This window comes from Cupriavidus laharis, from assembly GCF_914271435.1.
Classification (GTDB): Bacteria; Pseudomonadota; Gammaproteobacteria; order Burkholderiales; family Burkholderiaceae; genus Cupriavidus; species Cupriavidus laharis.
In genome coordinates, this window is sequence record NZ_CAJZAI010000001.1 from 396278 (window position 1) to 420589 (window position 24312).

The following is a 24312-nucleotide window of genomic DNA, read 5'->3' on the forward strand; positions in this document are numbered from 1 at the left end:
CCGCTCTACCCGAGTCGGTCATGCCTGGCCTGAGCCCGGCCCACGCGACACCAGCCTTGCCCAGCATGGCATTCGAAGGCTGCTCTCCGGCGCGGCTCCATACCCCCGAAGGGGAGGTAATCCCGCACACTCCTAGGCGCATCGCGAAACCTCCGGCCGCAAACCCATGTGGCGCTGCGCCAGCAGATAGGCATGCTCCCGCGAAGGGCCCGAACCGGGATGGCCGGGGCACTGCCTGCGAAGCGCTCCTTCTCCCGGTCATACTCCGGGGCGCACACTAGGCCGGCACACCTGCGGGAAGCCATGGCAGCGGGCGTGGCGCAGCGCCCGCGAGCCGCGGGAGGTGCTTGCAGGGGAGAGGGTTCGGGGACGCAATGCGGTCTGGCTTGTCCGATTGGGTGCGTTACGCAGGAGTGGCGAAGGGCTCAGAATTGGGTAGGGTGTCCGGGCTCTCCGACGTTAGAGAATAGTCATGCAGGGTGTCACGGCTCTCCGACGTCTCACCGGTACATCACTGTGGGCCATCCTGCTTTACTGATATTTATCATCAGCCAGCGCTATACATTGTTAGGCGCATTGTGCGAATCAGTCGACGTGAAGGAACAAGTCATGAGCCAGAAACCCTGCAGCCCTTGCATTGAAACGTCCCGGGACGAGGAAATAGAGTTCGAGGCAACTATCGAAGACTACCTCGGCGACTATGACGAACAGTTTGAGCAGCAAACTCCGGCCCAGTGCCCGCGGGCGAGTCGCTCGCCTGGGCATGCCGGCGAACACGTCCCAGTCGCGCTAGTCCTGCACTGACCGATTTTCCTCTCGGTGGTACTGTTGGGCCCCTACGTGGGGCCCTCTTTTTTGCCTGCGCCAGGTGTTCAGGTTTGGGCTTGCAGATGGTTGAAGTGCCGAGCTTTGTCTATAACTTGCTCGATTTCGAGCTGTCGCACGAAGTTGGGTCGGCCGATGCCGAACTGTTCCACGCCCGCAGCATCGCACATGATGCGCGCAGCCTCGACCGCTTCGGGGTAAGGCATCAGACGGTGAGTCTGCAGCAGCAGATTGCCCGGTACCTGAGCCATCAATCGCGCCCACCAGAGGTCAGGTAAGCTGAGCCATTGCTCGCCATCCGTCAAGCTCGCGTTCTCGTCATACACAAGGCCTTCATCGCTTGCCTTGAAGAGCGCGATAACTCCAATTACTCCGCCCGGCATCACTGAAACCGCATCGAGCACAGGCTGCCGGCCAGTCGATGTGAAATTCGAGCCGGGCTTCGCCCACCCGATAAATTCGAGCCCCGGAACCGGCTCGGCAGTTTCGCTGGTGGCCACCGGCAAAGCGATGATGCCTTCGGCAAACAGGTCACCTTCAAGTGGGTCCGACCAACTGTGCTGGACCAGGCATGGAACCCCGAAAACCGCCCGCGGGAAGTGCATCAACAGGTCATGAAGCAGTACCAAGAGGTTGTTGCGAAGCTCGCCGGGGCATCGGGAAATCAGCGTCTCCACATCACCTGGCTGCGCGCTGTTGAGCCACCGGCGGTAGAGCCGGCACATGGGCGCGAGCCGCCGTTCCTGGATGCCGATACGAAGACTAGCGAGAAGCTGCTGAGACAGGTCGGGATGAAGCATTCTTGTTCCTTGATATACCGCCCTCACCAACTCTATCGCAACGCAATTTGTATTGCACTGCATGATGCAACTACTGCGCAAGCGTTCTACATACTTTGCAGCAAGGTTGCTGCTGGCCCCGTGAATCGGCAACGCCTGTCGAATCCGCCAGGATGCCGCTATACGCCGATGAGAAGAGGTGAATCTCGCTCGGCCTGATGCCGGCATTCCCAATGACTCACACTAATCAGGAGCCCCAATGCCCTCAGTTACCGCCCAGAGCGCGGCCAACATTGCCCGCGTGGAGGTGTATTCGCAGTACCGCGACATGTTGATTCAGTACCTCTTCGTGTCGAAGGCGCAGCGCTATCTGCTGCAGGTCGAGACGCTTGAACTCGTGTCCGACCAGGTCTTGCGTAGGCAGCTCACAGACCGTCGGCACCACCTGGCCAACCGCCAGGCCAAACTCGATGCAGCATTGGCCGGCCTCATGAGCAACCCGTTAATCGACCATCGCAATACCGGCACGCGTTCGACTGGTGCTGGCGGAGGCTGGGCCGCCGGCATTCGGGCGCCAACGTCCAGGCTCGTCGACAGGCAGCCCTCAGCCAATTACGAGCCAATGCCACCGGTAGTCGAGGCCGTGGATTGTGGGTATGACTTCGGCACGGCTACCGGCGAAGGGGATTGGCTGATTTCATCAACGCCATCGACGAACATCAACGGATTGCCCATGGTCGGTGCCGTAGACATTCACGGCAACCCGTATGGCTACACCGCCTTGGACAGCAACAACGGCTTCTGACCCGGCGGCTGATGAAAAAGGGCTCCACGAGAGATAGGAGCCCTTCGAGTTTTTGGAAAGTCAGTATTCCCCTACAGCAATCAACGCGATTGCAGCCAATTTCACCTTCACCACTTGCACGGCCAACGTCGGCATATCGCGATACGTGATGAGCACCGCCTGCTCACCCGTGACCATTTGCAGCAGCTCTTCAACGCGCTGAGCCAGCAGCTTCAATCGTCGGCGATGCCACCAATGTTCCAACGTCGCCCGCCAACCTACGACCGGTAGTGCCAGCTCAACGGCGAAGCTTCGTTCGATGCCATCCAGCTTCTGCAACACATCCTGCAGCACTTCAGGGCTGCACGGCTTGACTCGATACACATCCACCCACGCCACTGCAGTCCCGACAGCCACAGCAATGCTGGCGGTCGGCCGCGATTTGTAGAGCGCGTAACTCGCCTCATTCAACTCCTTCATGAGCCGTTCGTCCTGGGCGCGCTGCGTGTCTTCGTTTGCCATCGTTCTTTCCTTTCAGAGTGACCGCCCCGCGGGCGTACGCTCTCGTATAGGAAAAGCGCTGCGGATTCTGCTGCGCTGGAGGCGGCGAGCGCGGAAAAACCAGCCAGGGACCAGGAAGACTCGTACCCCCCAGATGGCGGGTTGATATATGCAATCTTTGCGTATAAAAATAGTGCCCTTGATGCAATGTTTGCCGTAAGGCAACAGCGCATGGTCGAGCGCAGACGGGCCCCACCTGTCCGCCATAGGGACCTTTGGCATATCACGCAAGCTTGCGGAGCTGCGTGTGCCCTACCCTATGGAGAATCGACATGCAGCAAATCATTGCCACCACCCCAGCACGCCACACCCGGTTCCACCCGGAATACACGCCCAGCGCTCACACGGCTCGCCGCAAGGCAGCGCGTCCCGCGCCGCACACCTCCCCCGAAACAAGCCCCGTACTACCGTCGCACGCGAACACCGTCGGGATTACGGAGGCTCGCACCGAGGCCAATGTTGCTCGCATTGAAGCCGAGTTCAGGAACAACCGCAGGTTCTACGAGCACAAGCTCCGCGGCTCCGGCATCGCGCCACACGAGCTACCTGACGCCCTGTGCGAAATGTTCTCGCTTGCCATTCGGTGGGCAGGCTCTTACGACGCCAACAAAAGCAGAATCTCCAGCTGGTTGGGCAATCAAGTCGTACGCACCGTTGCGAGTTCAATCTACGGCACCCGGCGGCCCGGCTGGCGACATCAGCAGGAATGCGAAATGTCTGCCGAAATGCTAATGAACGGCGTGGGGCATGCATATTCCGCCGCAGCGGTCGACAGCCTCTCCAACGCCGATACCCAGACCGAAGACCTGGCGGTTGCCGCATTCCTCAGCGAGTTGTCCGGCGAACTAACCCCGGCAGAAGCAGCCATCATCGACATCTGTGGCGCAGACCTGCTGCATGAACGCCAGGCTCTGCCGCAGCTCATCCAGGTGCGCGACCTACTCGGTGTGCGTAGCCTGGCGACGGTTCGCAGCTTCACGCGAAAGCTCGCGTGCAAGGTGCGCGCGCTTGCTCTCGAACACTTCAACGCCCAGGACCTGAGCGGGCGTCCAGGCTTCGACAAGCTTGCCGCCTGATTCTCGCAGCCACCCAAGAAATCGCTCAAGAGCGGGCACCCCCATGCTTCATGCATGGTTGCTCGCGCTATACACACGTAGAACACGCGCTCACCAATCTTTCCGGAAAGGGCGCGTACAGATTCAAGCCATTCACATCAATCATTGCTGAGAGAAGGTGCATGACCATCGTTGCTGTCCTGAATACGAAAGGTGGCGTCGGCAAGACGACGATTGCGCTAAACCTGGCCATTGGCCGCGCGCTGCACGGCCGCAACGTGCTTGCGGTAGATGGTGACCGCCAAGGGAGCCTGCTGACCGCACTGGCAAATCGCGGTGAGCACGAGCCAGCCATCGCTGTTGCGCAATACGTCGATGGACAGGCACTACGCCAGCAAGTGCTTCGAGCGGTCTTGCACTACGACGACATCGTGATTGATGCAGGTGGCCGCGATAACACCGCTTTGCGCGCGGCCTTACTGCTGGCGGACAAAGTCATCGCCCCCTTCCTGCCGCGGTCGTTCGATGTCTGGTCCCTCGATGACATGAGCACGCTCCTGGCAGAAGCTCGCGCGATTAAGGAGGTAGACGCCTACGCGTTGCTGTCCATGGCGGACGCTCGCGGCAACGACAACGATGTCGCGAGCCAGGCCGTACCCGCAGGGCTGCAACTCATGCCAGTCTCTCTCGGTCGTCGAAAGGTCTTCGCCGACGCGGGCGGTGCCGGCCAGAGCGTCCTGGAGTTGACGGGCGCTCGAGACCACAAAGCTACCGCTGAAATGCAGGCGTTGCTTACCGCCATTTTCAACTGATACCAGACAAGAAGGAGCCTCTCGTGGCCGTGATTCCCCGTACAAAGCCTGTTTCTGTCGAAACCTTCATCGGCGGCGCCCCAGACGCCGGAGCATGCAGTGCCGCGCCGGTGGTCGCCCAGGGAGGCGGCAGGCCGATTCGCAAAGTGGGCAAGAAACACATCATTACCGTGTCCATCGACCCGACTGTGCTCGACGAGCTCGACACCTACGCGATTCGTATGGGCATGAGCCGCGCTGCCGTCATTACCTACGCTGTCAAGACGCTGCTGAAAGACGAGTGATTGGCAGCACATCGGGAGCGACGCCCCGCAATGCTTTTTCGCGACTTGTCGCCGCTATATCTCCATGTGGACGGGGCCCTACATCCCGGACCCTGAGACGAATCGAACTACTACATCCACCAACACCGCCATGACCGATAGTCCCTTGCAGCACAGGCCGCTCTTACGGCTTGTCATCAGCGCCCCGATGCTTGACGCCGCTCAAGCGAGCGCAGCCGTCAAGCCGCATGCCCCCGCCCGCCGTCGGGCCAAAGCCGCAAGTGCTTCCGCAGAGGATTACCCCCTGCGGGCCGTACTCGACATTGAGGTCTCGTGGATGTCAAAACAGACCATCGAACAGGTATGCCATCTCGATACGCCAGACGCCGAGCTGACACGCGAGCAGCGCCGAGAGCGTGGCCTGCTGCGCGACTACGGACTGGGAGTTCGGCAAGCCATTGGCGCGTTGCCCGCGGCAATCGTACTGACAGATAAGCGCTGGTTCAGGAAAATCCGGCCAGAGCTCAAGCATCTCGCAAACCTACTCGAAGAAAGCGGTGGCGTAGTGCCGTACACTCCTGGCTACCCGCGCATCGAAAAGAGGCCCGTTCCGCCCACGCCGATAAGCTGGTCCGGCACCCCATTGCTTGCCGTACTGCAGGCAAAGCTCACGCCCGATTTGACCGTCGAGCAGGCTTGTCACCTCTACGTTCCTTACGATGATGAACCGTTGCCACCCAGGGCGGAATACATCCTGGAAGATGTGCGCCTCCTTTGGGAGTCCGGCCTGGACGTGGTCCCAGTCCTTCTGGATATGAGGTCGCCTGGCACAACTATCCCAGAAGGGATTGTGCTGAAAGATGAGAGAGCATTCGCGGCAACATTCCCCGAACTGGCGCACCTGATTTCCCTGCTGAAGGAGGTGGAAGGCGTGGTTCCGTACACGCGGGGGCTTCCACGAATCATGAAACCCTCGACGACATTCAAGCCCAGTGTCAGGACGCATCTGAGATTGGTATCCACCAGTCGAGCGTAGGCCGGTACGTTGCCAACTCCAGCGCAATCGTGGAACGCACGCTCCGGCCAGGACAACCTTGGCGGATGCGCTTCTTTTCCATTAGAAGCCGAAGCGCAATATGCCCCAGTTCTACGACCCCATAGCCCGCCATAGCGAGTTGCAAGCCGTCGAAGTGGCAAAGGGGGGTTATCAACGAAAGAAGAAGCAATGACGAATCCGGCTTGGCTCGACCTGGTGCGCATTTTGCCGACGACGGACGAAATCCAAGCCGCGGAGTCGGCATTGAATGCGGCTGAAACATCGGAGCAGCAGGAAGCGGCGGAAACCGCTCTACTCGGTGTCATGCTGTCGTCCGCAGCGAACGAGCTCGAGTGATGGATGCTTTCGGTCAGGCTTATATCAACTTTGCGGAAAAGTTGCCGTAAAACGACATATCGTAGGCCATTTTTTTGTGTCGGCTATGTCTATTATTTGAGTGATATGACAAATAACGTACAACAACGAAGGCCCTATCTCCGACTTGTCACCAACGAACGGGTCATCCGAGAAGAGGCGTCCGCGCCGGAGCTTGCCCAGGTAAGTACCGCTGAAAATCCTCCAACCAAGACCAAGGTCTCGACGCCTCGTCGACGCAAAGTTTCCCATGCGGCCGAACGGGGCAGTGAATTCAAAGAGGTCGATGGCGCTGCGAGCGCCAATACTGAATTGGTCCGCGTTGCCGCGGCTACAGCGCCCTCTACGGCGCAAAAAGACGCGGCTCGGAAGCTGATACTTGACTACATGATTCGTACCCTACGGTCCGAGCATGAGCGGTCAGTGCGAGACTGGCTAAACGTCGCAAATCGGGTACTGGAAACTGGCGAGAGTGGGCTAGAGTCGCCCGTAGATTTGTACTTTGACGCGTTGTGGGCGCTCAACGGCATGGGCATTCAGCTTTCCAGCGGCGGCAAGTCGCTTGGGCTGGAGCTAGAAGCTTTTGCCACGGTAATCGAGCCAAAGAAGCTTGTCAGGCACCTACCCCAGCTCAAAGGCGCTGCGCCTGACCTGTACGGACTGCCCTTGTACTAGCTGCCAAACGCGCCTCCCCGGGAAAGGCACAGGAACCTGTTATTTTTAAGTGGGGAGGCTGTGTCCGGTAATAAAGGGGGTAGCGGGGTAGCTCCACTGCGGCACATGGCCGACGCTCAAGGTGAATCTGCAGCGATGACTCGCAAACTTGTGAGCATCGTAGCGACGATGCCCGCAGAGTGAGCGAGCGGCCCCATATTTCCGTTGCGTTACTCCGAAAGTTCGTAGGCGTGGGGATTGAGATGCTTGCCACCGCCTCGGAATGCTTCCGAATCGCAGCAGAACGCCAGCCGGCGCCACTCTCCATCACCGACCGGGGAGAGAGAACTTCAAGGGGTAACTCCGTCATAATGCCGCAAGGCATGTGAGGCCGCTCCGAGCGGTTAGCTATGCCCTTGAGGCTCTCAGGTCCTTCGCTCAACCAGCGCTCAGCGCGGAGTGTGCGCTGGCAGTCCGTCCGTGTATGGTTGGACGCCGCCATAGGCTTGCATTAGGGGGACAGCAGGTTCCAGGGTCGGAAACTTTGCGATAAATAGCACTGGGTCCACCAGCTGTATCGCCCAAGGGTCACGGCCACAGCTCCACTTCCGCAACCCGGTGCGGATGAGGTGACGCTCATGCGCTCGAATGGTGGTAGACGGAATGCTGGTGTTAGTGCGAACGTAGAGGTCCATGTGGCACGCTTCTTCCACGGTGACCGAGCGAGTGACCTTAGCGCCGAGCACTGCTTTAAGTTGCCTGCGAACTGACTCCGGCACTGCAGGGGGCGCGGGGATACGAGGCAGACCATCTGTGTAAGGCTGCACGCCGCCGTGAACGAGCATGACGGGTATCGCGGCCTCGAGCTCAGGAAATCGAGCTCGGAACAGGTGCGGGTCCTTCATCACGATACCGCACGGCCAGCCGTCGAGCTCACATACCATATCAAGGTCTACGTTTCGAACCGCTTGGACGTCGTCAAGAAATGTTTCAAGCCGAGGTACAGTGTCTCCCTCGTGATAGACGCGGAGGTGACAGGCATCCTCGATTGTGAGGTCGACGCAAGCTTCGCATCAAGCACGGCTTTGAGCAGTCTGCGCACAACCAGATGGTTTTGCACCGCTGAAGCGAATGAGGCAGGGGACCCCACTATGGGAAGTCGTTGGCGCCCTAATTCGGACGAGAATGCCGGCACGACCGCGGGCGTTTGGTTTGAAATGACGAGCCGCAGATGATTGGGTTTTGAATTCAACATTTTATTTTAATGTGTGAACTGAGTTTGTAAATCGCGCAACCTGTAATGGTGCTGGTCACATCCTTGTTAATGTAGTACCGGGGCAATTCCCTTCACGTGTTGAAGTAAAAAGCGGCACGCCGCCTCGCGAGCGCCGATTTCAGACAAACCATAGTGTGAGATGAGTTGATTGCCGACGCGAAGGTCAAGGCAATACGGGCCGGCCATGAATCGAGAAGGCTGGTAACCAAGGTCGCGACGGACGGTAACTCGAATTCTGGCTATATTTCCGTAAATGTCAGTATCTTGCTCGAAGTCTTCGACTACGACGTATCTGGTTTCCTCTTTCAATTTGTACCCCAGTCGCCAACAGGAGTTCTCATCATCATGTATTTTCAGGCGAGAATCAAATGGCCGTCAGCTCAACAATGGTATGCCGCGAGATGTCGATTTACATTTTGGCGGCGGCTGTATAGCGTGGAATAGTTTATTTGTCGAGTTTCGTATAACGTGTAATTGTCGATTTGTCATTTTTCACGCGCAGATAACGCGGATGGCTGGTTTGTCAATGTGGCCGTATATCTGTCGTAACAGCGCAACGCGACAGATGGCATAGCAGAAAAGTCCAGACTTCAACACTTCCTGGTCGCGCTTTGAGAGCGGCAGGCTTGCCGTTGCCGCGGAGACGGCATTCAGTGGGAGGCCATCGCCGGAAGGAGGAGGCAAGGGCTCGGTTGATGACCACTTGGCCAACGGACTTGACCGACCTCTCCTGGTCCTCCGCCAAGCCGCACCTGACCGTCGACCGACTCCGGCGGTTGAAGCCGAGGAGCAATATGGGGCCAGCATGCGGGGCTGCTGAGAGGGCTCGGTCATGGGCAGCCAGGGAGTTTTGCTCACGCAAGCCTGGGATTCTGGATGGGACGAACTGGGCGGCGAGATACCGTCGCGCGGACGGCATTGCGGCTGTCGAGACCCGAGAAGGTCCAGAGCATAGCGCGTTGCCGGACTCCATCCCTGGCTGCCAGCCCGCCGCAGGCGTAGTGAGTATTCGCTTGGGAGTCAGCTGCGCCAGCAGCATCTACATCTATTGACTTACTGGGACCGTCTCCCTGTGCGGCCGCTTCGCTCTACGAAGTATTTATATTTATATGCTTGGAAGGGGCTTGCATACCCCTTGGCCCAGAGTGGCACCACCGTCTCCCTCGAGCAGCGTCAACAAATGCAACCGCCATCGCATCGACCCGGATGTCTCAAGTCAAGCGGAGATTGGGCACCGGGTTGTTGTTCCGAATTGTGAAGGTGCGATGTCTATCGCTGTTTGTGCAATGATTTAAAAATATAATAACGCCAAATTTAACCATGAATCAGTGGGAGTCTTTTGGAGTGAGGGGCTTCCAAGCCGCGTGAAAGGGATTTCATCTCGAGTTTGGCGCTATACGAAGGGGCAGGGCTCCTGCAAAACCTCAAACACTAAGGGATTTTCAAAATGCGCAAATTCGTGATGGTTTCTCCCAATTTTTGGGTCGGTCAAACGGGCCGTGACCTTCGTCGTGTTGGCTCCTTCGCCCAACTGGCCGCGCTCTATCTGCTGAGTAACCCGCTTGCGAATTACACGGGGCTGTATCGCCTGCCGATTATCTATATCGCAAACGACCTCGGCCTGACGCTCGACCAGGTGCGTGCTGCCCTGGTAGCTATTGAGCAGACCGGCTTCGCCCGCTACGACGAGAACAGCGAATATGTCTGGATTGTCGAGGGCGCACGGCACCAGCTCGGCGAACACCTGAAGGCGAGCGACCACAAGGTGAAATTCGTGAACAAAGAGTTTGCTGCTATCAGCAAAAGCTGCCCGTTTCTACACGACTATTTCAACAAGTACGCCTCGAGCCTGCACCTGAAACCGCGTAGCGATATGCCTGAGCTCATCACTCCCAGGGTTGCCGCAGAGGTGGCGTCGGTGCATGCCCGGTCCGCGAAACCGGAACTCGCTGCAGCTAAGGCGCTGCAGCCTGAAGCCGTCCCGGCGGTCGTCACTGTCGCGGAACAGGTGCCAGCGGAGGAGGTGGAGGACGAGGCCGCGCTCGCGAAGACTGACACGACGCAGGGGCTGTGGCGTCCGACAGATGTAGCCGAACAACTGGCAAGCTTTCTCGCAGAGCGTGAGCGGCGCGGCTTTTCTGCGGCTGGCTCTAAAGCGGTGGCGAAGTTTGTCCAGACTTTCTCCGCGCAGCATGACGACCACATTGCCACCGAGTTCCTGAAGGCCGCGGCTGCGGCGGGGGACTACGACATCATCGACCATGCACTGTACGCTGCTGAAGTGGTTGCGAAGTACGACATCTAAGTGCACGCACTCCCGCCCGACTCGGCATGTCGCGGACCCGTCGACCAATGAACAGCCCTCCCGCCAGTGTAAGGGTGGTAGACCAGAGCAACCCGAGAGCCAGTATGAAGACACCCTGCGCTTCGTCCATCTCAATCACGACCAACTGACGCAGGCCATTCACGGATTGGGCAGATGCCGCCCGCGCCGGAGTACATCTATGCCAAGCTGGCCGTCAGGTTCCGGGCAGCATTGCCTGCAAAGGAGCCCATGCTAAGATTTCGACGGGTTCATTTCGCGCGAGTCAGTATGTACAAGGGAACACGGCATACCGGCCAGATGTGGGGCTATAAATCCAGTTCGGTCCACACCTCGTCGTTCTCCTCGGAAGCCAAATGCAAGGCCATCCTGGCCCGGTGCAAGCAGACCTTCGTCACCGAGCTGGGCATCCTGCAGGCGGAGGACTTCTACGCCATGGTCCTGAAGATGGGCAGCGAAAAGACAAAGGTCATGGCAGTCCGCTTGCGCCGCGGCAAAGAACATCTCCGGACCTTTGGTATCCCCGACAACCTCATCTTCGCGGCACCCAAGCATCTCCTGATTGTCCCGAAGCTTGGTGGTGTCTTAGCGCGTCTGCGCCGAGTCAATGCCAGCCGATTGCCAGTAGAGTTGCGGGACCTGCACCAGCACCTGAACGGCATGCCCGAGCCGGCCGTTAGCGAGCTCAGCAGTGCTAGTCCGCCCGAGAAGGTCCTATTCCGCGTCTCCAAGGACGGCACGCGGACGGCGTTCACGGCGACGAAAACCCCAGACGAACGTCGACGTAATCACATCTATGGCGGTACAGCGCCTACTAGAGACGACGTAAGCAATCAACCGCCTAAGCATCGCGAGCGCCGCCGAGAACCTCAGGGTGACTCCACGCTCGCCTTTGCATTGAAAGACGCTCTTTCCCGGAAAGCTTCCGGGAAATGAATGCTGCCTTCACAGACAACGCCCCAGGACTGAGCTCTTGTGTGAGCGCAGACAACTAGGCCGGCCGAACGCATAACTCGGAGCTCCCCGCTCCGAGGCGCACAACATGGCAATGCCATCGGCGGCAACTACAATCAAATCTTGGGATACAACTGACAATGGAGACGCAATGCTCGGATTGCAGTACGTGGGACTTGCGCTGAAACACTGGAAGGAGTGGCGCCCGAAGGCGTACCGGCAGATGCAGAAGGATGGGACGCTCAACGAGCGGGCCCAGACGGCGAGCAAGGAGGCAGCCAAGCAGGTGGCGAGCCTGATGGAGGCCGGGTATCAAAAGCACGAAGCGGAGGAGGTGGTGCTGCCCGAGTTGATTCTGCTGCCGCCGGAAAAGACACGGTAAAGATGCGCCGCGCCTGAATTGGCGGTACGGGATGTCCTTCGGGTCGGTGCAGCCATGCGCTTCCATTAGCGTTGATAGGGTTTCGACGGCCGGAAAGTGCTTTCCCGCGCTCCACCGATAGAGCGTTCCCACATCCGCTGTGTTGTCCAGCATGTTGTCCGCCGACGGGACGCCGAATCGTCGCTTCTCCTAGTCGAACCGTCGGATGCTGCGCAACAATTGGTAGAAAATGGTGCCAAGAACAGGCAAATTTTAGGGATTCGCATGAACGAAATATCAATCAGTGCGGCGCTTCTGGACGCGGTGATATTTGCAGCGGAACGCCACAAGAACCAGCGTCGTAAGGATGCGGAAGCCTCACCATACGTCAATCACCCCATCGCACTGGCACACCTACTTGCGACAACTGGCGGCATCGAGGACTTGGCGGTACTTCAGGCAGCCATCCTGCACGACACCATCGAAGATACGGAGACCACCGAAGCAGAATTGCGCGAACGTTTCGGCGATGAGGTCACAAACATCGTGCTTGAGGTCACGGACGACAAAGCGCTGCCCAAGCAGCGTCGCAAGGAGTTCCAGGTCGAACATGCACTACACAAGAGCAAAGGAGCCGCGCTGGTGAAGCTTGCCGACAAGACCTGCAACTTGCGTGACATCGCCATCTCTCCGCCGACGGATTGGCCGCTCTCACGGCGTCAGGAGTATTTCGACTGGGCCAAGCGAGTTGTCGACCGTCTTCCTCGGGTGAACGAGGCCATGCTGCGCGCTTTCGAGCAAGCCTACGCTGCCCGTCCTCATGAACCGTCTTCATCGCCGCCCAAGGCGGACGAGGGTGAATGGCTGCGCATGCCGGGTGGGACGCGCGGCATGTCTGGGTTCGTGCGGGTGATGAACACCGGAGACATTGAGGTCGAGCTCTACGACCATAGCGAGGGAGCCCGGTCCGCGTTCGACAGCGACGTTTCTACGATTTACACAGTGAGGAAGGACGACCTGCCAGCTCTCGCCGAACGACTGGCGGAAGGCTTCGGGGGGCCGACCCCAAGTATCGCATCGCTCCCTGGTCAATTAACCACCTTCTCCGACGTCCAGGACCTCATTGAGTGGCTGACGACGAAGTCTGGTGTCCCGGTTGCGAAGCGCGTGGACTTTGACGTTTGACCCGTAGCCGTACTTGTGACATCTCATTCCAAGAAATTGCAGGTTGCAAGTCTTTGGCGCATCGAGTGCCTGGTTTAGGAGGGGAGCCTGAGTTCGCTACTATAGGCTTGGCCTACGCAATGTCGAGAGCTGCATCAATGGGTAGTTGACGATGCGATAAAAGACTCGGCAATCAAGGATTGTTACTTACGACCGCCCTTCGATACGACGCACGGCAACACTAGCAATCGGAAAATTGGCTGCCAACGCGTTTGACAACCAGCCCACGCTTCGCAGCACCCTCGGTTCGTTGCGCGTATTAGAATGGGGATTTTCGTCAAGGCTAGTATCAAGTTGGCACAAGCGAAGTCGCAATTTATCGGTTCAGCCGGGCAGTTTTACCTCTCTTATGCTTTAGCCGCGAGGCATATCAACGTCAGTCTGACGCTCGGTAATGCTCCCAGTGTCGACGCGCTGGCGTCATCAAGCGACGGGCGCCGCACCATGGCGATTCAGGTCAAGACAGCCAAGAGCGCGAAGAAGAAGCGTTACGGCCGCCTAGGTTACGAGTGGTACGTTGGTGGCGGGGTGATTGGCAAGCACGCTGAGTCCTTCATCTACGCGCTACTGGACTTCAAAGGCGACATGACCACGCAGCCTGACGTCTTCTTCGTACCGTCCCGCTGGGTTGCTGAATTCGTCAAGCCAAACTGGAAGATGTTTCTCTATTTCTTGCCGGCCACGCCAGAAATTGAGGCGTTGACGAAAAATCGTTTTGACCTTGTCCAACAGTACCTCGCCGGCCAGTCTGCCGCACTGGAATGGGTCAATGCATGGCCGGAAGATAAGCTCATCAAATGGGGAAGGCCGCAGGTTGTCAACGCAGACTGACGCACAACCTGTCAGCTTGCTCGCAGTTACAAGTTCCGGTGAGCTTCGCGTACAGCTCGTCGATGATGGCAGCGAATTCGGTGCTTCTGGCCATCCGACCTGCGAGGCAGAGAGGCTGAACGCCCGCTCACTGGCATAACGGCCGTGGTGACTGGCGCCTTGTACAGCTTGGTCGCGACGCCGCCTCGAAGAATCAACCTGGGCGGCCCGGTCTGCGATGAGAGCTGGCCGCTTGCGCTGGAGTCCACGACGTTCTCTACAAGGCGACGCCGAGTGGAACGCTGGCGAGCACGAGATGGATGACTCGGCCGCGTCCACTTGATGAGCCGAGACCGCGCGGATGACGGCTTTGCCGAGTACCTTCAAGAGGTCGCCGGGGCAGTGCGGCAAGCTGCTGCTCGTCTTCCAGACCCGGCGTGACCTAAATCTGCAGCACTGGCGCACGCTCAGGAAGGAAGCGCCGCCCGGCTGATTGCGCCGCGCGATGGCTGTCGTCGACGGCCCTGGCTGCCGGTGTTCAAGCATAATCACGCCATGGCGCTTGTTGAGCGCAAGCACCCAGCATAGGGGATACCGTGGCCGAAGCAGCCATAGACGAGAAGGAACTTCAGAACTGGCTCACACCAAAGGCTGCGCAAGGAGGATTCCTCAGATGCATCGCGCATCTGGGCGACTTGCATGACGCTGAGGAGCGCCTGCGCCTTGCTCAAAGGGAAAACCTCAAGCCCAGCCTGGCGGCGGTACAGCGCGCAATCCGCGTCTGCCACATGTTGGCTGATGCAGAGCTTCTGACGGCAGACAAGAGCGTTGCGCCCTACGGTAGTGCGCACATGCGACCGGACCTGACGTTGCGGTCCACCAGCGGCAACTTTATGCTGGTTGAACTCAAGTCTAAGGAAGGTGCTGAACGGCAAGGTGTTCAGGAGCTGCTCGCCTACAGCGCGGTACTGCGCCTGCAGCAGCCGCACGCGAATGAAATCGTGTATATCGTTGTCGCCCGACACTGGGATGCGCTGCTCAGGTTCAGTGTGCTTTCGCTGATGATGGATGGCAAGTACGTCCTGCCACTTCGCTGCTACAGGCAAGGCGATACGGACTTTGACCTCGAAGTAGCCATGGAGCTGTTCGATTTCGACTCGAACCCGTTTTACTCGCCGATGTATGCGCTGAAGCCGCAAGTGCTGGCCGTCACACATGATAGTGGGAACAAGAAACTCAAATGGAACATGAAGGTGTACTTTGAGGACCTTGCGAGAGATTCGGTCGCACAATGCCGGAAAATCGGTCAGTCGGGCTTTGCCTTGGTATGGTCAAACCCCAGTGCTCAGGGCGAAAACATCAACCTGACACTGGCTACCGTGAACCAGAATTGGCGGAACAGCGAACACACACCCAGTGACGTTCGAATTCTTGGTGAGAAGCCCACCCGACTCGACGACGTCATCTCGCGGCAGGCCGCCGTCGTCCGCCGCGCAGCACTGAAGAGGGTGAAAAGCCTTGGGCGCAAACCCGACGTGTTGGACCGAGCGGATGCCAGCGAAGAGACACTCAGGCTCTACGCAGACAGCGAACAGGCGGGCGAGATTCTCGATATGTTTCGCAATCTCGAGCACGAAACGACGCTTGAAGACCAGTCGGCTTGTTGGTCCAGGTTCGAACCTTCCTCCGTTCAAAATCTTTGGGCCTTTCTTCACCTTTTGCGAAACTCCGCGACAGAGGGAAGGTTAATCAAATTCCTGCCGTTTGGAGACCTGGAGGACTACGTGCGCGCCGGAGAGGCCGGCGGTGACCGGCAACGCCCGAAAGAACTCTGTGATTTTTATGCCTTGATGAAGTGCTTTGAGCAGCACAAACGGAATAAGCTTCTGCCGGACGAGGAAGAGGCCTCCACCTCCTGACTTGTAGTTGCTATCAAGACAACCCAACAGGCCGCCAGCTGGCGGCCTGTGTCATTCTGGGCGCTGCCATTTTGGTAAAACATTGCCATAGCTTGTTCTCCCCCTGAGGGCGATATTTGAGCCGTCGGAACTATCCGACCTAACCAAACAGGAGAACACATGCGCAATCTCAACGTCGACACGAATAATCCGAACTGGCCGAGCAAAACGGGCAATCCTTCCGGCGGCGGCCGCGGCAACAACACGCCGTCCAAGGGGAAGTGACGCAGGCACTACTTGTCGGTCTGCGCTGTCTTGGCCAACTCGGCCAGGGCAGCTCCTCGTTCCTGGTGAAAATTCAGCCAGAACGGATAGCGTTCGGCTGCCCATGACTCGAAATCAGGGTGGCCATAGGGGTAGGCGGGCCACGGCCACAAGGCCGGGGGCTCGCCGTGTTCCCGTGTCTTCTTAGATAGGTCCTGACTCAGCCAGCCCATCAGGTTAATGAGCTTGGCCGCAGAAAACTGCCGGTACAGGATGTCCCGGTCGTCCAGTAATCCGTGCGCCTCCATCACCTTCGACATCGTCCCTGAGTCCGGAAAGTTCTTCCCTGCACTCCACCTGTAAAGCGTCCCAACCTCCACATCCGGCACGCGATGGCCGCGGTCCATCATCTCCGTGATGGTCGACACCTCCAGCCGTCGCTTCAGTTCGTCGAATAGCAGGCTGGTCGAGTTGCGCCCCGGGCGCCTATTTGAGGGCAGCAGGCTGGCAAATTGTGGCGCGGGTAACTCCCTGTTTTCAGCGTCATCAAGGTCCCAGGCGGCCAGCCATCCCAGGTGGGCATCCATGGCCATGGCGAGTGCCAACGGACGCAGCGCATTCAGGCTGGTTGCGCCGCGCAGCACCTCCTTCGCCTCAGGCCAGACCAGTGCCTTCAACAGGGGGTGTGTGGTGATGTATTCGACCGCGCCAGGCGTGTCGCCTGCCTCGAACAGCTGTTGGGCACGCCGGCCCGAACGTTCCATCAAGACCTGATGGCAATGCCGCCGCTGCCACGTGTCCGGCTCGAGGCCAAACCCGATAAGCAGCGACTCGATAAAAGTCAGTTGCTCGACTCGCTCTCTCGCTTGCGCGCACCCGTCAAGGGCCTGCTTTATGTCAGCAAACATGGTGGGCACGTCCTCGTCTGAGGCAATCTCGACCAGGATTTCATTGAGCGCCTTCGCGACGAACTTTTCCTTTGGCGGGCCCTCCTCAGTTCGACGGTTCAGCCGTCTGTACTGGTTTCCCAGGCCGCGGTCCTCGAATGCGGCATGAATCTGCACGCCAAACAGCTTGAGGTATGCGCCCGGGCTAAAGCTGAAGAGCCCCACCATCGGGATGGACGCGGGATGTCCTTCAAAGGGGTAGCGAAACGAGGCGTGGGTGGACATCGGCAATTGCACCGTCGGACCAGGGGTGACTGCGCATGTTCGCTTAAGAGCTGGCCTAACTCAAGGCGTCGCATCCGAAGGCCCCCCCCGGGGGCTAACACCGAGAGCCTTCCACCATCCTACGCGGATGATTCCGACAGCCCGCTCCGCAACTGGAGCAACGGTCCATCTGAAGCGTAAACGTCAGCCTGCGGCGCTGCTCCCGGGAATTACGCAACGACCCCCTTCAAAAGGGAGGTCTGCGCGGCGGTCAAGTCGCGATACTGCAATAAAGGAAGGGTGTTCCCGGAGTAACTAGGTGACTTAGTGGGTCCGGAAACTACAACAAAAACGAGATTAGGCGCGTAGCGCGCGAGCGAAGCACTACGTTGGTAGCACTCAAGGGGGAATCCAAGAGGTCACCTGCTACTGCACCGACATTATCCGATGCGCGGCAGCATTCTATCATTTCGCCTTACTAGGATGCCAGGATGAAAACGCTATTCGGAGAGGCTGCCCGTTTGTTTCGCCACGTAGCTCTACCGCTTGCCGTGCAAACGGCGATGCGGAGTCCAACGTCGGTGGGGTTGACGCTGGCCGCGCCTAGGAGTAATCGTGGTGAATTTACAGATTCTTCCTGGGTGGAACAGTCGTAATGTAGGTTGATGCATCGAGCAAGAGAGGCCGCATTTTATTCATGTGTGGCATACGTCGAAGATATTCAATAGAGGAATTTAGTTTTGAGCGGCGATTCTCTAAATCAGTACCTTCTGGAGCATGAACGGGGGGCCTATTTGGATTTCCCCGACGATGACGCGTATGGCGGCCGTGAAGCGCTAAAAGTCGATGGTTACGGTATCTTCTACATAGATAATTCTGTAGACCCTGCGTTGCTGAAGGACGCGGCGAAGCAAATTGCTGGTCTGGATGATAAGAGGATAATAAGGCAGCGACTGGTTTACAAGTTGATGCGTGATGCAACGGACCGGGCCATATCGCGTTACTTCCAATGTGAGGGAATCCCTTGGGACTACAGAAGTATTGTGGAGTCGGCGGATTGCTTGGAGACCTTAATCAAAGGAATCTTCTATAAGGTTTGCAAAATACGTCGTTCAGAGATGTTGGATGAAGAGGTCGTAGCACTGTGCGAGATGCATAGAAGAAACGATTCATTATCTATCGTCTACGAACGTGTCGGGCAAATTCAAAAGTTTATCCACGAAAAGGTTGACCAATTCTGCGGTAATGGCGCCCGTGATGCCTTGCCGGTGAAGCATATGCGAAACCTCCTGGCGGCTGCGAGGCTGCATTTGCATATATGCGACATCAATACGAAAGACGCAAGTTACTCTGTCTACCTGGATGAACTGAGTAAGCTGGTGTCTGAGTTTGAATATTTCAATCCTCATATTCCAGAGTTGCCCGCCGGAAAGCAAGTCATACCAAGGTGGCGCGTTAGGCACATGAAGCCGCTTTCGCATTTTTATGATAAATCTACGCGTCGGAAGCTGGCAGAGCTGCAGGCGCTCGATGAGGGACTGACGGCGGATGCGTTTGCCAGGGCGGCATTGGAAATCTGCGCTAAGAAATGACTGACAACGTAATTGTTTGCGGAAAATTAGACAATCGCATATCTTTCGAGTCGGTTCAACAGAGAGAGCTGATAAGCGTACGGCGGATTGCATCGGATAATCCCAATGAGATTAAAAAGGTCAAGTATCTGCCGATTTCCACCGACGGTCGCCGTATCATGTGTGACGGCAAGACCTGGCATGCGGAGGAATTTTTAGACAGCCTTCAAAGAGCTGAGAATGGCCGACTTGTTGTCCTTACGCTGAAGGAATACCTCCTTATTCTCGAATCGATTTCGATTCGTGACATTCGGCTAAGCGTGCTGGAGCTTGACTATCCCATATTCGAGGATATTACTTACAACTCGTCACTGCGAGTAAATCTCGATGTCTTGAATAAACTCTTGAGGAAGGTGGAGAGCCTTGGAATCCAAGGGGGAAGTCTCGCGCGAGACCAAAGCTGCAAGAACTTGCATGCAGTAGCTCGCAAGCTCCGGTTTAAAAACGGTTTGGACCGCTGTTTCTTTTTTGCGTATAAAGAAGGCTATCAGGAGGTCTTCAAGCTGCGTGAGGCGCGTGAAGATAGAACCATTATTGCGTTCGATTTCAACTCAATGTTTGCGGATTGCATGAAAGGACAATTTTGCGAGCCCAGGAATATTCGCTATCGGGCGTTCGCGGAGCGTCGTGTCGAACCGCAAGACCTTCAGGAAGGAATCTATAGAGTTTTGCTCAGAGGGGCCAAGGAAGGGTTCTTCCTCGATAAGCATCCGTTTCTGTATAAGCTCATTGGGAAAACGCACCGGTTTAGACTCGCAAAGGGGGATTCGGTCGAAACCATATTATTCAAAAATGAAATTGAATACTACAAGAAGTTTTTTTGTGTTATAGAAATCAAAGAGGGAATTTGTAGTAGTAAGACGATTTCTCACCCGCTGTACAATAAGGCGACCAGTCAGTTCTCTCGGCGCAAGTATTATAAATCAAGGCTCGATACCATAATGGAGAGCTACTGCAAGGTTTCGTTGCAGATGATGCACAGCGCAACTAATCAACGGGTGTTGAAGAAAAAGCGCTTTGACTCCATGCGTGACGTGCTCGATTTTTTGTCAATCAACTTCCAACTAAGCTTCGCGTCGCATGCTTCTTTCGCGTACGTCGAGCGGTTTTTGCGTAAAAGCAAGTATTTTCACCTGAAGGAAGTTGGGCAGCAGTTGGAGTTGTCTTACCTGGACATAGCTGCCGACAGTTTGGTTTTTAGTCTTTCAGCAAAAGTGGTTGCAAATGCGCGAGTTAAAATGATACAGACTATCGAGCGCTTCCTCGAGAGTAAATCTGTAGAGATTTGCTACGCGAACATTGATTCGATACATATTTCGATAAAGAATAGTGACCTTGAAGAGTTCTTGAGGCAGCATAAGGACTTAATCTCAGATGAGATTGGCTGCTTGAAGATTCAAGCGGTCGCGGACGAAGGATACTGGTTTGACGTTGGCAGATATTGGCTGAAGAAGGGCGGAAAGGTTGTTTTGTTCAGAAATAAAGAGTTCAATCATCCGCGCGCCCGGGACCAGTTCGCTAAGAAAAGGAAGGTCATTGTCCTCTCGAAATCCGAAGCATTCAGCCATGTTGGATGCCGTTTCGTTAGCATAGAAAACTCCTTTTCATACTCAAAGCGACTGAAAGCTGACTCCCCGGAGAAAATGGTTGAATTCGAAAGATACTCTTTTCAGGAGGTGTCTAGCGCGGCCGCAGCAGATATTGCGGAAGCCAACGAACTGATGAAGTCGAAAAGAATAAAGGCCGATTTGTTTCGGCGCATAGCGCGGGACGCTTCCTAAGCGTGTTGTCATGATGACGCAAGCAAGGCATTCGCTTTACTAAGCCCAGCACCACGGAAGCGACGTGCAAAAAAGACGCCCTCGTGCCAGGGTAAGCCGAGGGCAGACGAACAACTTAAGAGGAGAATCGGGCTCGCCTTCCAAGCGTGCCCGCGTCCAGCATCGGTTCGTCTGACGCTACTCGCAAGCCCCTGAGTGCGCGCAAAATAAGCCCCCAGGCCGTAAGACATGCGGGCGCAGTATTTCCATCAGAAGAAGAGATGCACTGACGACACGGAGGACCCGTCGCGCGTGAGTGTATGTCCAACCCGCCGATGAGCGCGGCCGGTAGCCATTGAATGGACTATTCGCCCCGGTGAACAACAGGCGCGAATACCAAAAAGAACCCGCGCACCTGGGAAGATGACACGGGCGGTAGCAAATCAGCAGGGCCAGTGTAGAGCGAAGTAAGCGCAGCGCAGGTCAGAGTTAAGCGGGCATTTTCCGGTCCATTTCCCCATAGTTCCTGGGCCGCCCCGCGCGCGATGCCCGCGGATTGAGCGAAGGCTCGATGGCTCAGCCAGCCGGCAACACCTTTAAGGTAGCGCCAGCCAAAGTTCAACGGTTCATTTTGGCGCCTCACTGGCGCTCGTCTCCGCCTGCTCGCTAGCGCGGTAGAGGCGCCGAAAAAAGAAAAAAACCGCAATGCGCGAACCTTGCGGGCGTGGAGGTCAGTTCTTCCACCGCTGTGCGAGCGTCAATAGTCGTTTGCTAACGACCTCTCTGCTTCCAAGCCACGTCCTGAACGGCGGGGGCAGCGTGACTTCAGGATACGTGATTTGTTTGATATAGCGCAGGATGGCGCTTGGCGCGTAGCCGTCGCCGTAGTATTGCTCGCTGCCTTCCTCCCGGGTCACAGACTTGTCCTTGGCGCGAGTCGTTGCGCGCCCAGTGTAGGCTCGCGACAGCCCTTCAGGCCAAGGCTGTTCTACGTTTGCGGCTCGAATCCTGTCTTCCAGCACGTGTCGGAAGCTATGGTTTCCGTAACCATGCCCGAATTGCAGTGTGTCGCGCGTAAACCGCAGAAATGGCTGCTCGTACGCGCGACCCCATTTCGGGGATTCCCCGCCCAGTTCTGGGAGCGCCGCCGGGAACAGTGGCCCATTCGGGTAGTGGCGCAAGATGGAGCGAACAAAGTCAAGAAACCCTAGCTCAATCAGTACCGGGTGAATCGGTACCTCGCGCGTCGTCGCCGAGTTTTTTACGGAACGGTCGGGCCCGACCTCATCTTCCTCTTCGGTGACCTGAATCTTGACTAACGACCACTCCAAATTCACGTCGTGGGTCTGTAGCTGCGTGGCCTCGCCCACGCGGAAGCCGTGCCACATGCACAGCAGGGGAATCCAGTATCGGGCGCCCAGGTCCTCTTTCATCTTCCCGCGCCAGTTTCGGGAGTCCGGGTTGTACCATTCCGACGAGAACAGCGTGTTCAGGTGATGTGCCTTGTACGGTAAGCGAGGTTTGCGGCGGCTCTTTTCCACTTTGGCGCTGATTTTCGGAACAACTTCCAGCTCGGCGACCGGGTTTTTTTCGACGAGACCCAGGGTTTTGGCCAACGCAAAAGCGTCGAAAATGGCTCTCTTGGCTCGACCAGTTGCATAGCCGTGGCTCCACGGCTTGTCCGCATCGTGTAGGCGACTCTTGATGAAGTTGAAGATGTCTGCCGAGGTCACTGCAGTCAGCAGTTTGTTGTTGGTGTATTCAACAAGCCGGTCCCAGATGGAAAGGTTTGTACTCCGGGTCTTGTCGCCATTTGACGACAGGTGCTCTTCATACAGCGGCGCGACATCGGCAACGCGGGTTGGCTGTTTTGCCGTGGCAGGCTCCTGTGATTCCCAGACCGCGGGCAGCGGCTCGGGCAAGGCAGACAAGTCGGGCGGGGCGAGTTGCTCGCCTTGCTGGCGGGCTGCAAGAATCTTGTAGCCGGCTTGTATGTGCCGGAGTACCCCGTAGGTGAGTGCCTGCCACTCGGCGTCCGTTGCGCTCAGTTGATAGCCCCGCATCATCAGCAACTGGGCGATGGCGCCGTGGAACTTGCCGACTTGCCCGGATGCGAGTGCTCGGTTGATAAGGGGCAGCATCTCCACCACGTTGGCATCCAACGACTCAAATTCGTCCTCGTCGCGCCCAGCCTCGCGGGCTTTGGCGTCGACGCTCAGCCCTTGCAGCCAGAGCGCGGCCAACTGGTCGGAGAGGTCGGGGGTCACCGAGATGGTCTTGAGCCGTGCTCGGGCATCCTGCTTGAGGAACGCATCGACCGAGTTCTGGTTGGCCAGTTTGGCCCGGGCTTCGGCAAGTTGCCGGTTTGTATCAACGGTGAGCTCGGCGCAGGCGGTTTTGGCTTTCCGGTAGTCCCGGCCCAATCTCTTGATGAAATTGGCCAGGCCAAGGTGGCCGCGCAACTCTTTGGGGATGGGGCGGACGAACTTGTAGCCGTAGTCGTCCTTGCGCATGTAGAGGGGCATGTCAGCGTCCTGTGCTGACCGAACCTCGCGCTGCCGTTGTGTACCAGTCATGTGTACCAGTCAAGGGTGAAAACTCCCCTATCTATCGGCAAATCAATGACTTGGCTTGAATTGGCGGAAGCGGTGAGATTCGAACTCACGGATGGGTCACCCCATCGGCAGTTTTCAAGACTGCTGCCTTAAACCACTCGGCCACGCTTCCTTAGAGTGCCGGCATTGTAGCGCGGATTGCGTTGCATGCCGCTGGCGCAAGGGCCAGTACAGGCCGCGCATTATACAAGGCCCGGGCATTTCCTTGGGCAAATCTGGCGATCATGTTGTCGGTGCCTGTCTGACACGGCGGAACCTTACCGTGCAGGTATGGCTCATATCGGTGTGCCGGGAAACGGAGCAAGTGCCGTTTTCCCGGCTTTACCTGGCAACAGAGGAGAATTCCAGATGCAAAGAAAGTCGAAGAATCGGATGGTGCTTGCAGCCATGTTGGCTGCAATCGGACTGGCCGGTTGCGCGGCGCCTTACAACAATGGGTACAACACCGGCTACAACGCGCCGCCCCCGCCGCCGGCTGGCAACGGCGGCTATACCACGCAGGCGCCGGCAGGCTCGGTTTACTACGGGCGTGTGGAGTCCATCGAGCCGATTACCTCCACGCAGAACAGCTCCGGCCTTCTGGGCACCGTGATCGGCGGCGCCGCGGGCGGCCTGCTGGGTCACCAGGTCGGCGGCGGGCGGGGGCAGACGGCGGCAACGATCGGTGGGGCAGTGGTCGGCGCGGTAGCCGGCAACCAGATCGAGAAGCGCGCCGGCAGCAATACGCAGACCGCTTATCGCGTCAACGTGCGGCTGGATGATGGCCGTGTTGCCACGGTGACGCAGAGCAACCTGGGCAACCTGCAGGTCGGCATGCGCGCCCGCGTGGCCAATGACATGGCCGTACCGTACTGATCCCGGGGCGAGTCTTGCATAGCACGAAGGCCACGGCAATGCCGTG

The 24312-nt window shown here is 57.5% G+C and carries 19 protein-coding genes, 1 tRNA gene and 1 pseudogene; 16 read left to right on the forward strand and 5 right to left on the reverse strand.

Annotated elements, in window-relative coordinates; all coding sequences use genetic code 11:
* Positions 1-872 precede the first annotated feature (872 nt).
* Positions 873-1625: a hypothetical protein gene (locus LDO29_RS01765; protein WP_224078075.1), complete on the reverse strand. Its 753-nt coding sequence runs from the start codon at positions 1623-1625 to the stop codon at positions 873-875.
* 238 nt (positions 1626-1863) lie between these two features.
* Here LDO29_RS01765 and LDO29_RS01770 point away from each other — a divergent pair, with 238 nt between their 5' ends.
* A complete protein-coding gene (locus LDO29_RS01770) occupies positions 1864-2409 on the forward strand; it encodes a hypothetical protein (protein WP_224078076.1) in 546 nt (181 codons plus the stop codon).
* Positions 2410-2469: 60 nt separating this feature from the next.
* Here the strand turns inward: LDO29_RS01770 and LDO29_RS01775 are convergent, their stop codons facing one another.
* The gene (locus tag LDO29_RS01775) at positions 2470-2910 is read right to left on the reverse strand and encodes a hypothetical protein (RefSeq protein WP_224078077.1); all 441 of its coding nucleotides are present in this window, start codon (positions 2908-2910) and stop codon (positions 2470-2472) included.
* A gap of 311 nt (positions 2911-3221) precedes the next feature.
* Between LDO29_RS01775 and LDO29_RS01780 the strand changes: the two genes are divergently transcribed.
* The 12 genes and pseudogenes from LDO29_RS01780 to LDO29_RS01835 all read left to right on the forward strand — a co-directional run bounded on the left by LDO29_RS01780 (position 3222) and on the right by LDO29_RS01835 (position 16011).
* The gene (locus LDO29_RS01780; RefSeq protein ID WP_224078078.1) at positions 3222-4025 is read left to right on the forward strand and encodes a hypothetical protein; all 804 of its coding nucleotides are present in this window, start codon (positions 3222-3224) and stop codon (positions 4023-4025) included.
* A gap of 161 nt (positions 4026-4186) precedes the next feature.
* Positions 4187-4816, forward strand: a complete 630-nt coding sequence (locus LDO29_RS01785) for an AAA family ATPase (protein ID WP_224078079.1) — start codon at positions 4187-4189, stop codon at positions 4814-4816.
* A 23-nt stretch (positions 4817-4839) separates the two neighbouring features.
* The gene (locus LDO29_RS01790; protein ID WP_224078080.1) at positions 4840-5100 is read left to right on the forward strand and encodes a CopG family transcriptional regulator; all 261 of its coding nucleotides are present in this window, start codon (positions 4840-4842) and stop codon (positions 5098-5100) included.
* A gap of 130 nt (positions 5101-5230) precedes the next feature.
* Entirely contained in the window at positions 5231-6115 is an 885-nt protein-coding gene (locus LDO29_RS01795) for a hypothetical protein (RefSeq protein WP_224078081.1), read from the forward strand.
* Between the two features lie 189 nt (positions 6116-6304).
* Positions 6305-6472, forward strand: a complete 168-nt coding sequence (locus LDO29_RS01800) for a hypothetical protein (protein ID WP_224078082.1) — start codon at positions 6305-6307, stop codon at positions 6470-6472.
* Between the two features lie 105 nt (positions 6473-6577).
* Positions 6578-7165 carry a hypothetical protein gene (locus tag LDO29_RS01805; RefSeq protein ID WP_224078083.1) on the forward strand — a complete coding sequence of 196 codons (588 nt, stop codon included), beginning with the start codon at positions 6578-6580 and terminating at the stop codon, positions 7163-7165.
* Between the two features lie 2702 nt (positions 7166-9867).
* Positions 9868-10725, forward strand: coding sequence for a hypothetical protein (locus tag LDO29_RS01810; RefSeq protein WP_224078084.1), 858 nt, complete (start codon positions 9868-9870; stop codon positions 10723-10725).
* A gap of 174 nt (positions 10726-10899) precedes the next feature.
* Entirely contained in the window at positions 10900-11679 is a 780-nt protein-coding gene (locus tag LDO29_RS01815; RefSeq protein WP_224078085.1) for a hypothetical protein, read from the forward strand.
* Positions 11680-11848: 169 nt separating this feature from the next.
* Entirely contained in the window at positions 11849-12079 is a 231-nt protein-coding gene (locus LDO29_RS01820; RefSeq protein ID WP_224078086.1) for a hypothetical protein, read from the forward strand.
* Between the two features lie 264 nt (positions 12080-12343).
* Positions 12344-12883, forward strand: a pseudogene (locus tag LDO29_RS01825) (HD domain-containing protein); the annotation flags it as partial.
* Between the two features lie 663 nt (positions 12884-13546).
* Positions 13547-14113, forward strand: a complete 567-nt coding sequence (locus LDO29_RS01830) for a hypothetical protein (RefSeq protein WP_224078087.1) — start codon at positions 13547-13549, stop codon at positions 14111-14113.
* 575 nt (positions 14114-14688) lie between these two features.
* On the forward strand, positions 14689-16011 hold the full coding sequence (locus tag LDO29_RS01835; protein ID WP_224078088.1) for a hypothetical protein: 1323 nt from the start codon (positions 14689-14691) through the stop codon (positions 16009-16011).
* A 272-nt stretch (positions 16012-16283) separates the two neighbouring features.
* Here LDO29_RS01835 and LDO29_RS01840 read toward each other — a convergent pair whose 3' ends face one another.
* Positions 16284-17426 carry a hypothetical protein gene (locus LDO29_RS01840; RefSeq protein ID WP_224078089.1) on the reverse strand — a complete coding sequence of 381 codons (1143 nt, stop codon included), beginning with the start codon at positions 17424-17426 and terminating at the stop codon, positions 16284-16286.
* Positions 17427-18145: 719 nt separating this feature from the next.
* On the opposite strand from LDO29_RS01840, the gene LDO29_RS01845 reads away from it, so the two are divergent.
* Together LDO29_RS01845 and LDO29_RS01850 are read left to right on the forward strand one after the other, a co-directional pair.
* Entirely contained in the window at positions 18146-18997 is an 852-nt protein-coding gene (locus LDO29_RS01845) for a hypothetical protein (RefSeq protein ID WP_224078090.1), read from the forward strand.
* Positions 18994-20817, forward strand: coding sequence for a hypothetical protein (locus LDO29_RS01850; RefSeq protein ID WP_224078091.1), 1824 nt, complete (start codon positions 18994-18996; stop codon positions 20815-20817). Before LDO29_RS01845 ends, LDO29_RS01850 begins: the two co-directional genes overlap by 4 nt.
* A 710-nt stretch (positions 20818-21527) precedes the next feature.
* On the opposite strand, the gene LDO29_RS01855 is transcribed toward LDO29_RS01850, so the two are convergent.
* Positions 21528-23321 (reverse strand): site-specific integrase, encoded by a 1794-nt coding sequence (locus LDO29_RS01855; protein ID WP_224078092.1) that lies wholly within the window; start codon positions 23319-23321, stop codon positions 21528-21530.
* Between the two features lie 112 nt (positions 23322-23433).
* A tRNA-Ser gene (locus LDO29_RS01860) sits at positions 23434-23523 on the reverse strand.
* A gap of 236 nt (positions 23524-23759) precedes the next feature.
* Here LDO29_RS01860 and LDO29_RS01865 point away from each other — a divergent pair.
* Positions 23760-24266: an outer membrane lipoprotein gene (locus LDO29_RS01865; RefSeq protein ID WP_224078093.1), complete on the forward strand. Its 507-nt coding sequence runs from the start codon at positions 23760-23762 to the stop codon at positions 24264-24266.
* Positions 24267-24312: the final 46 nt, after the last annotated feature.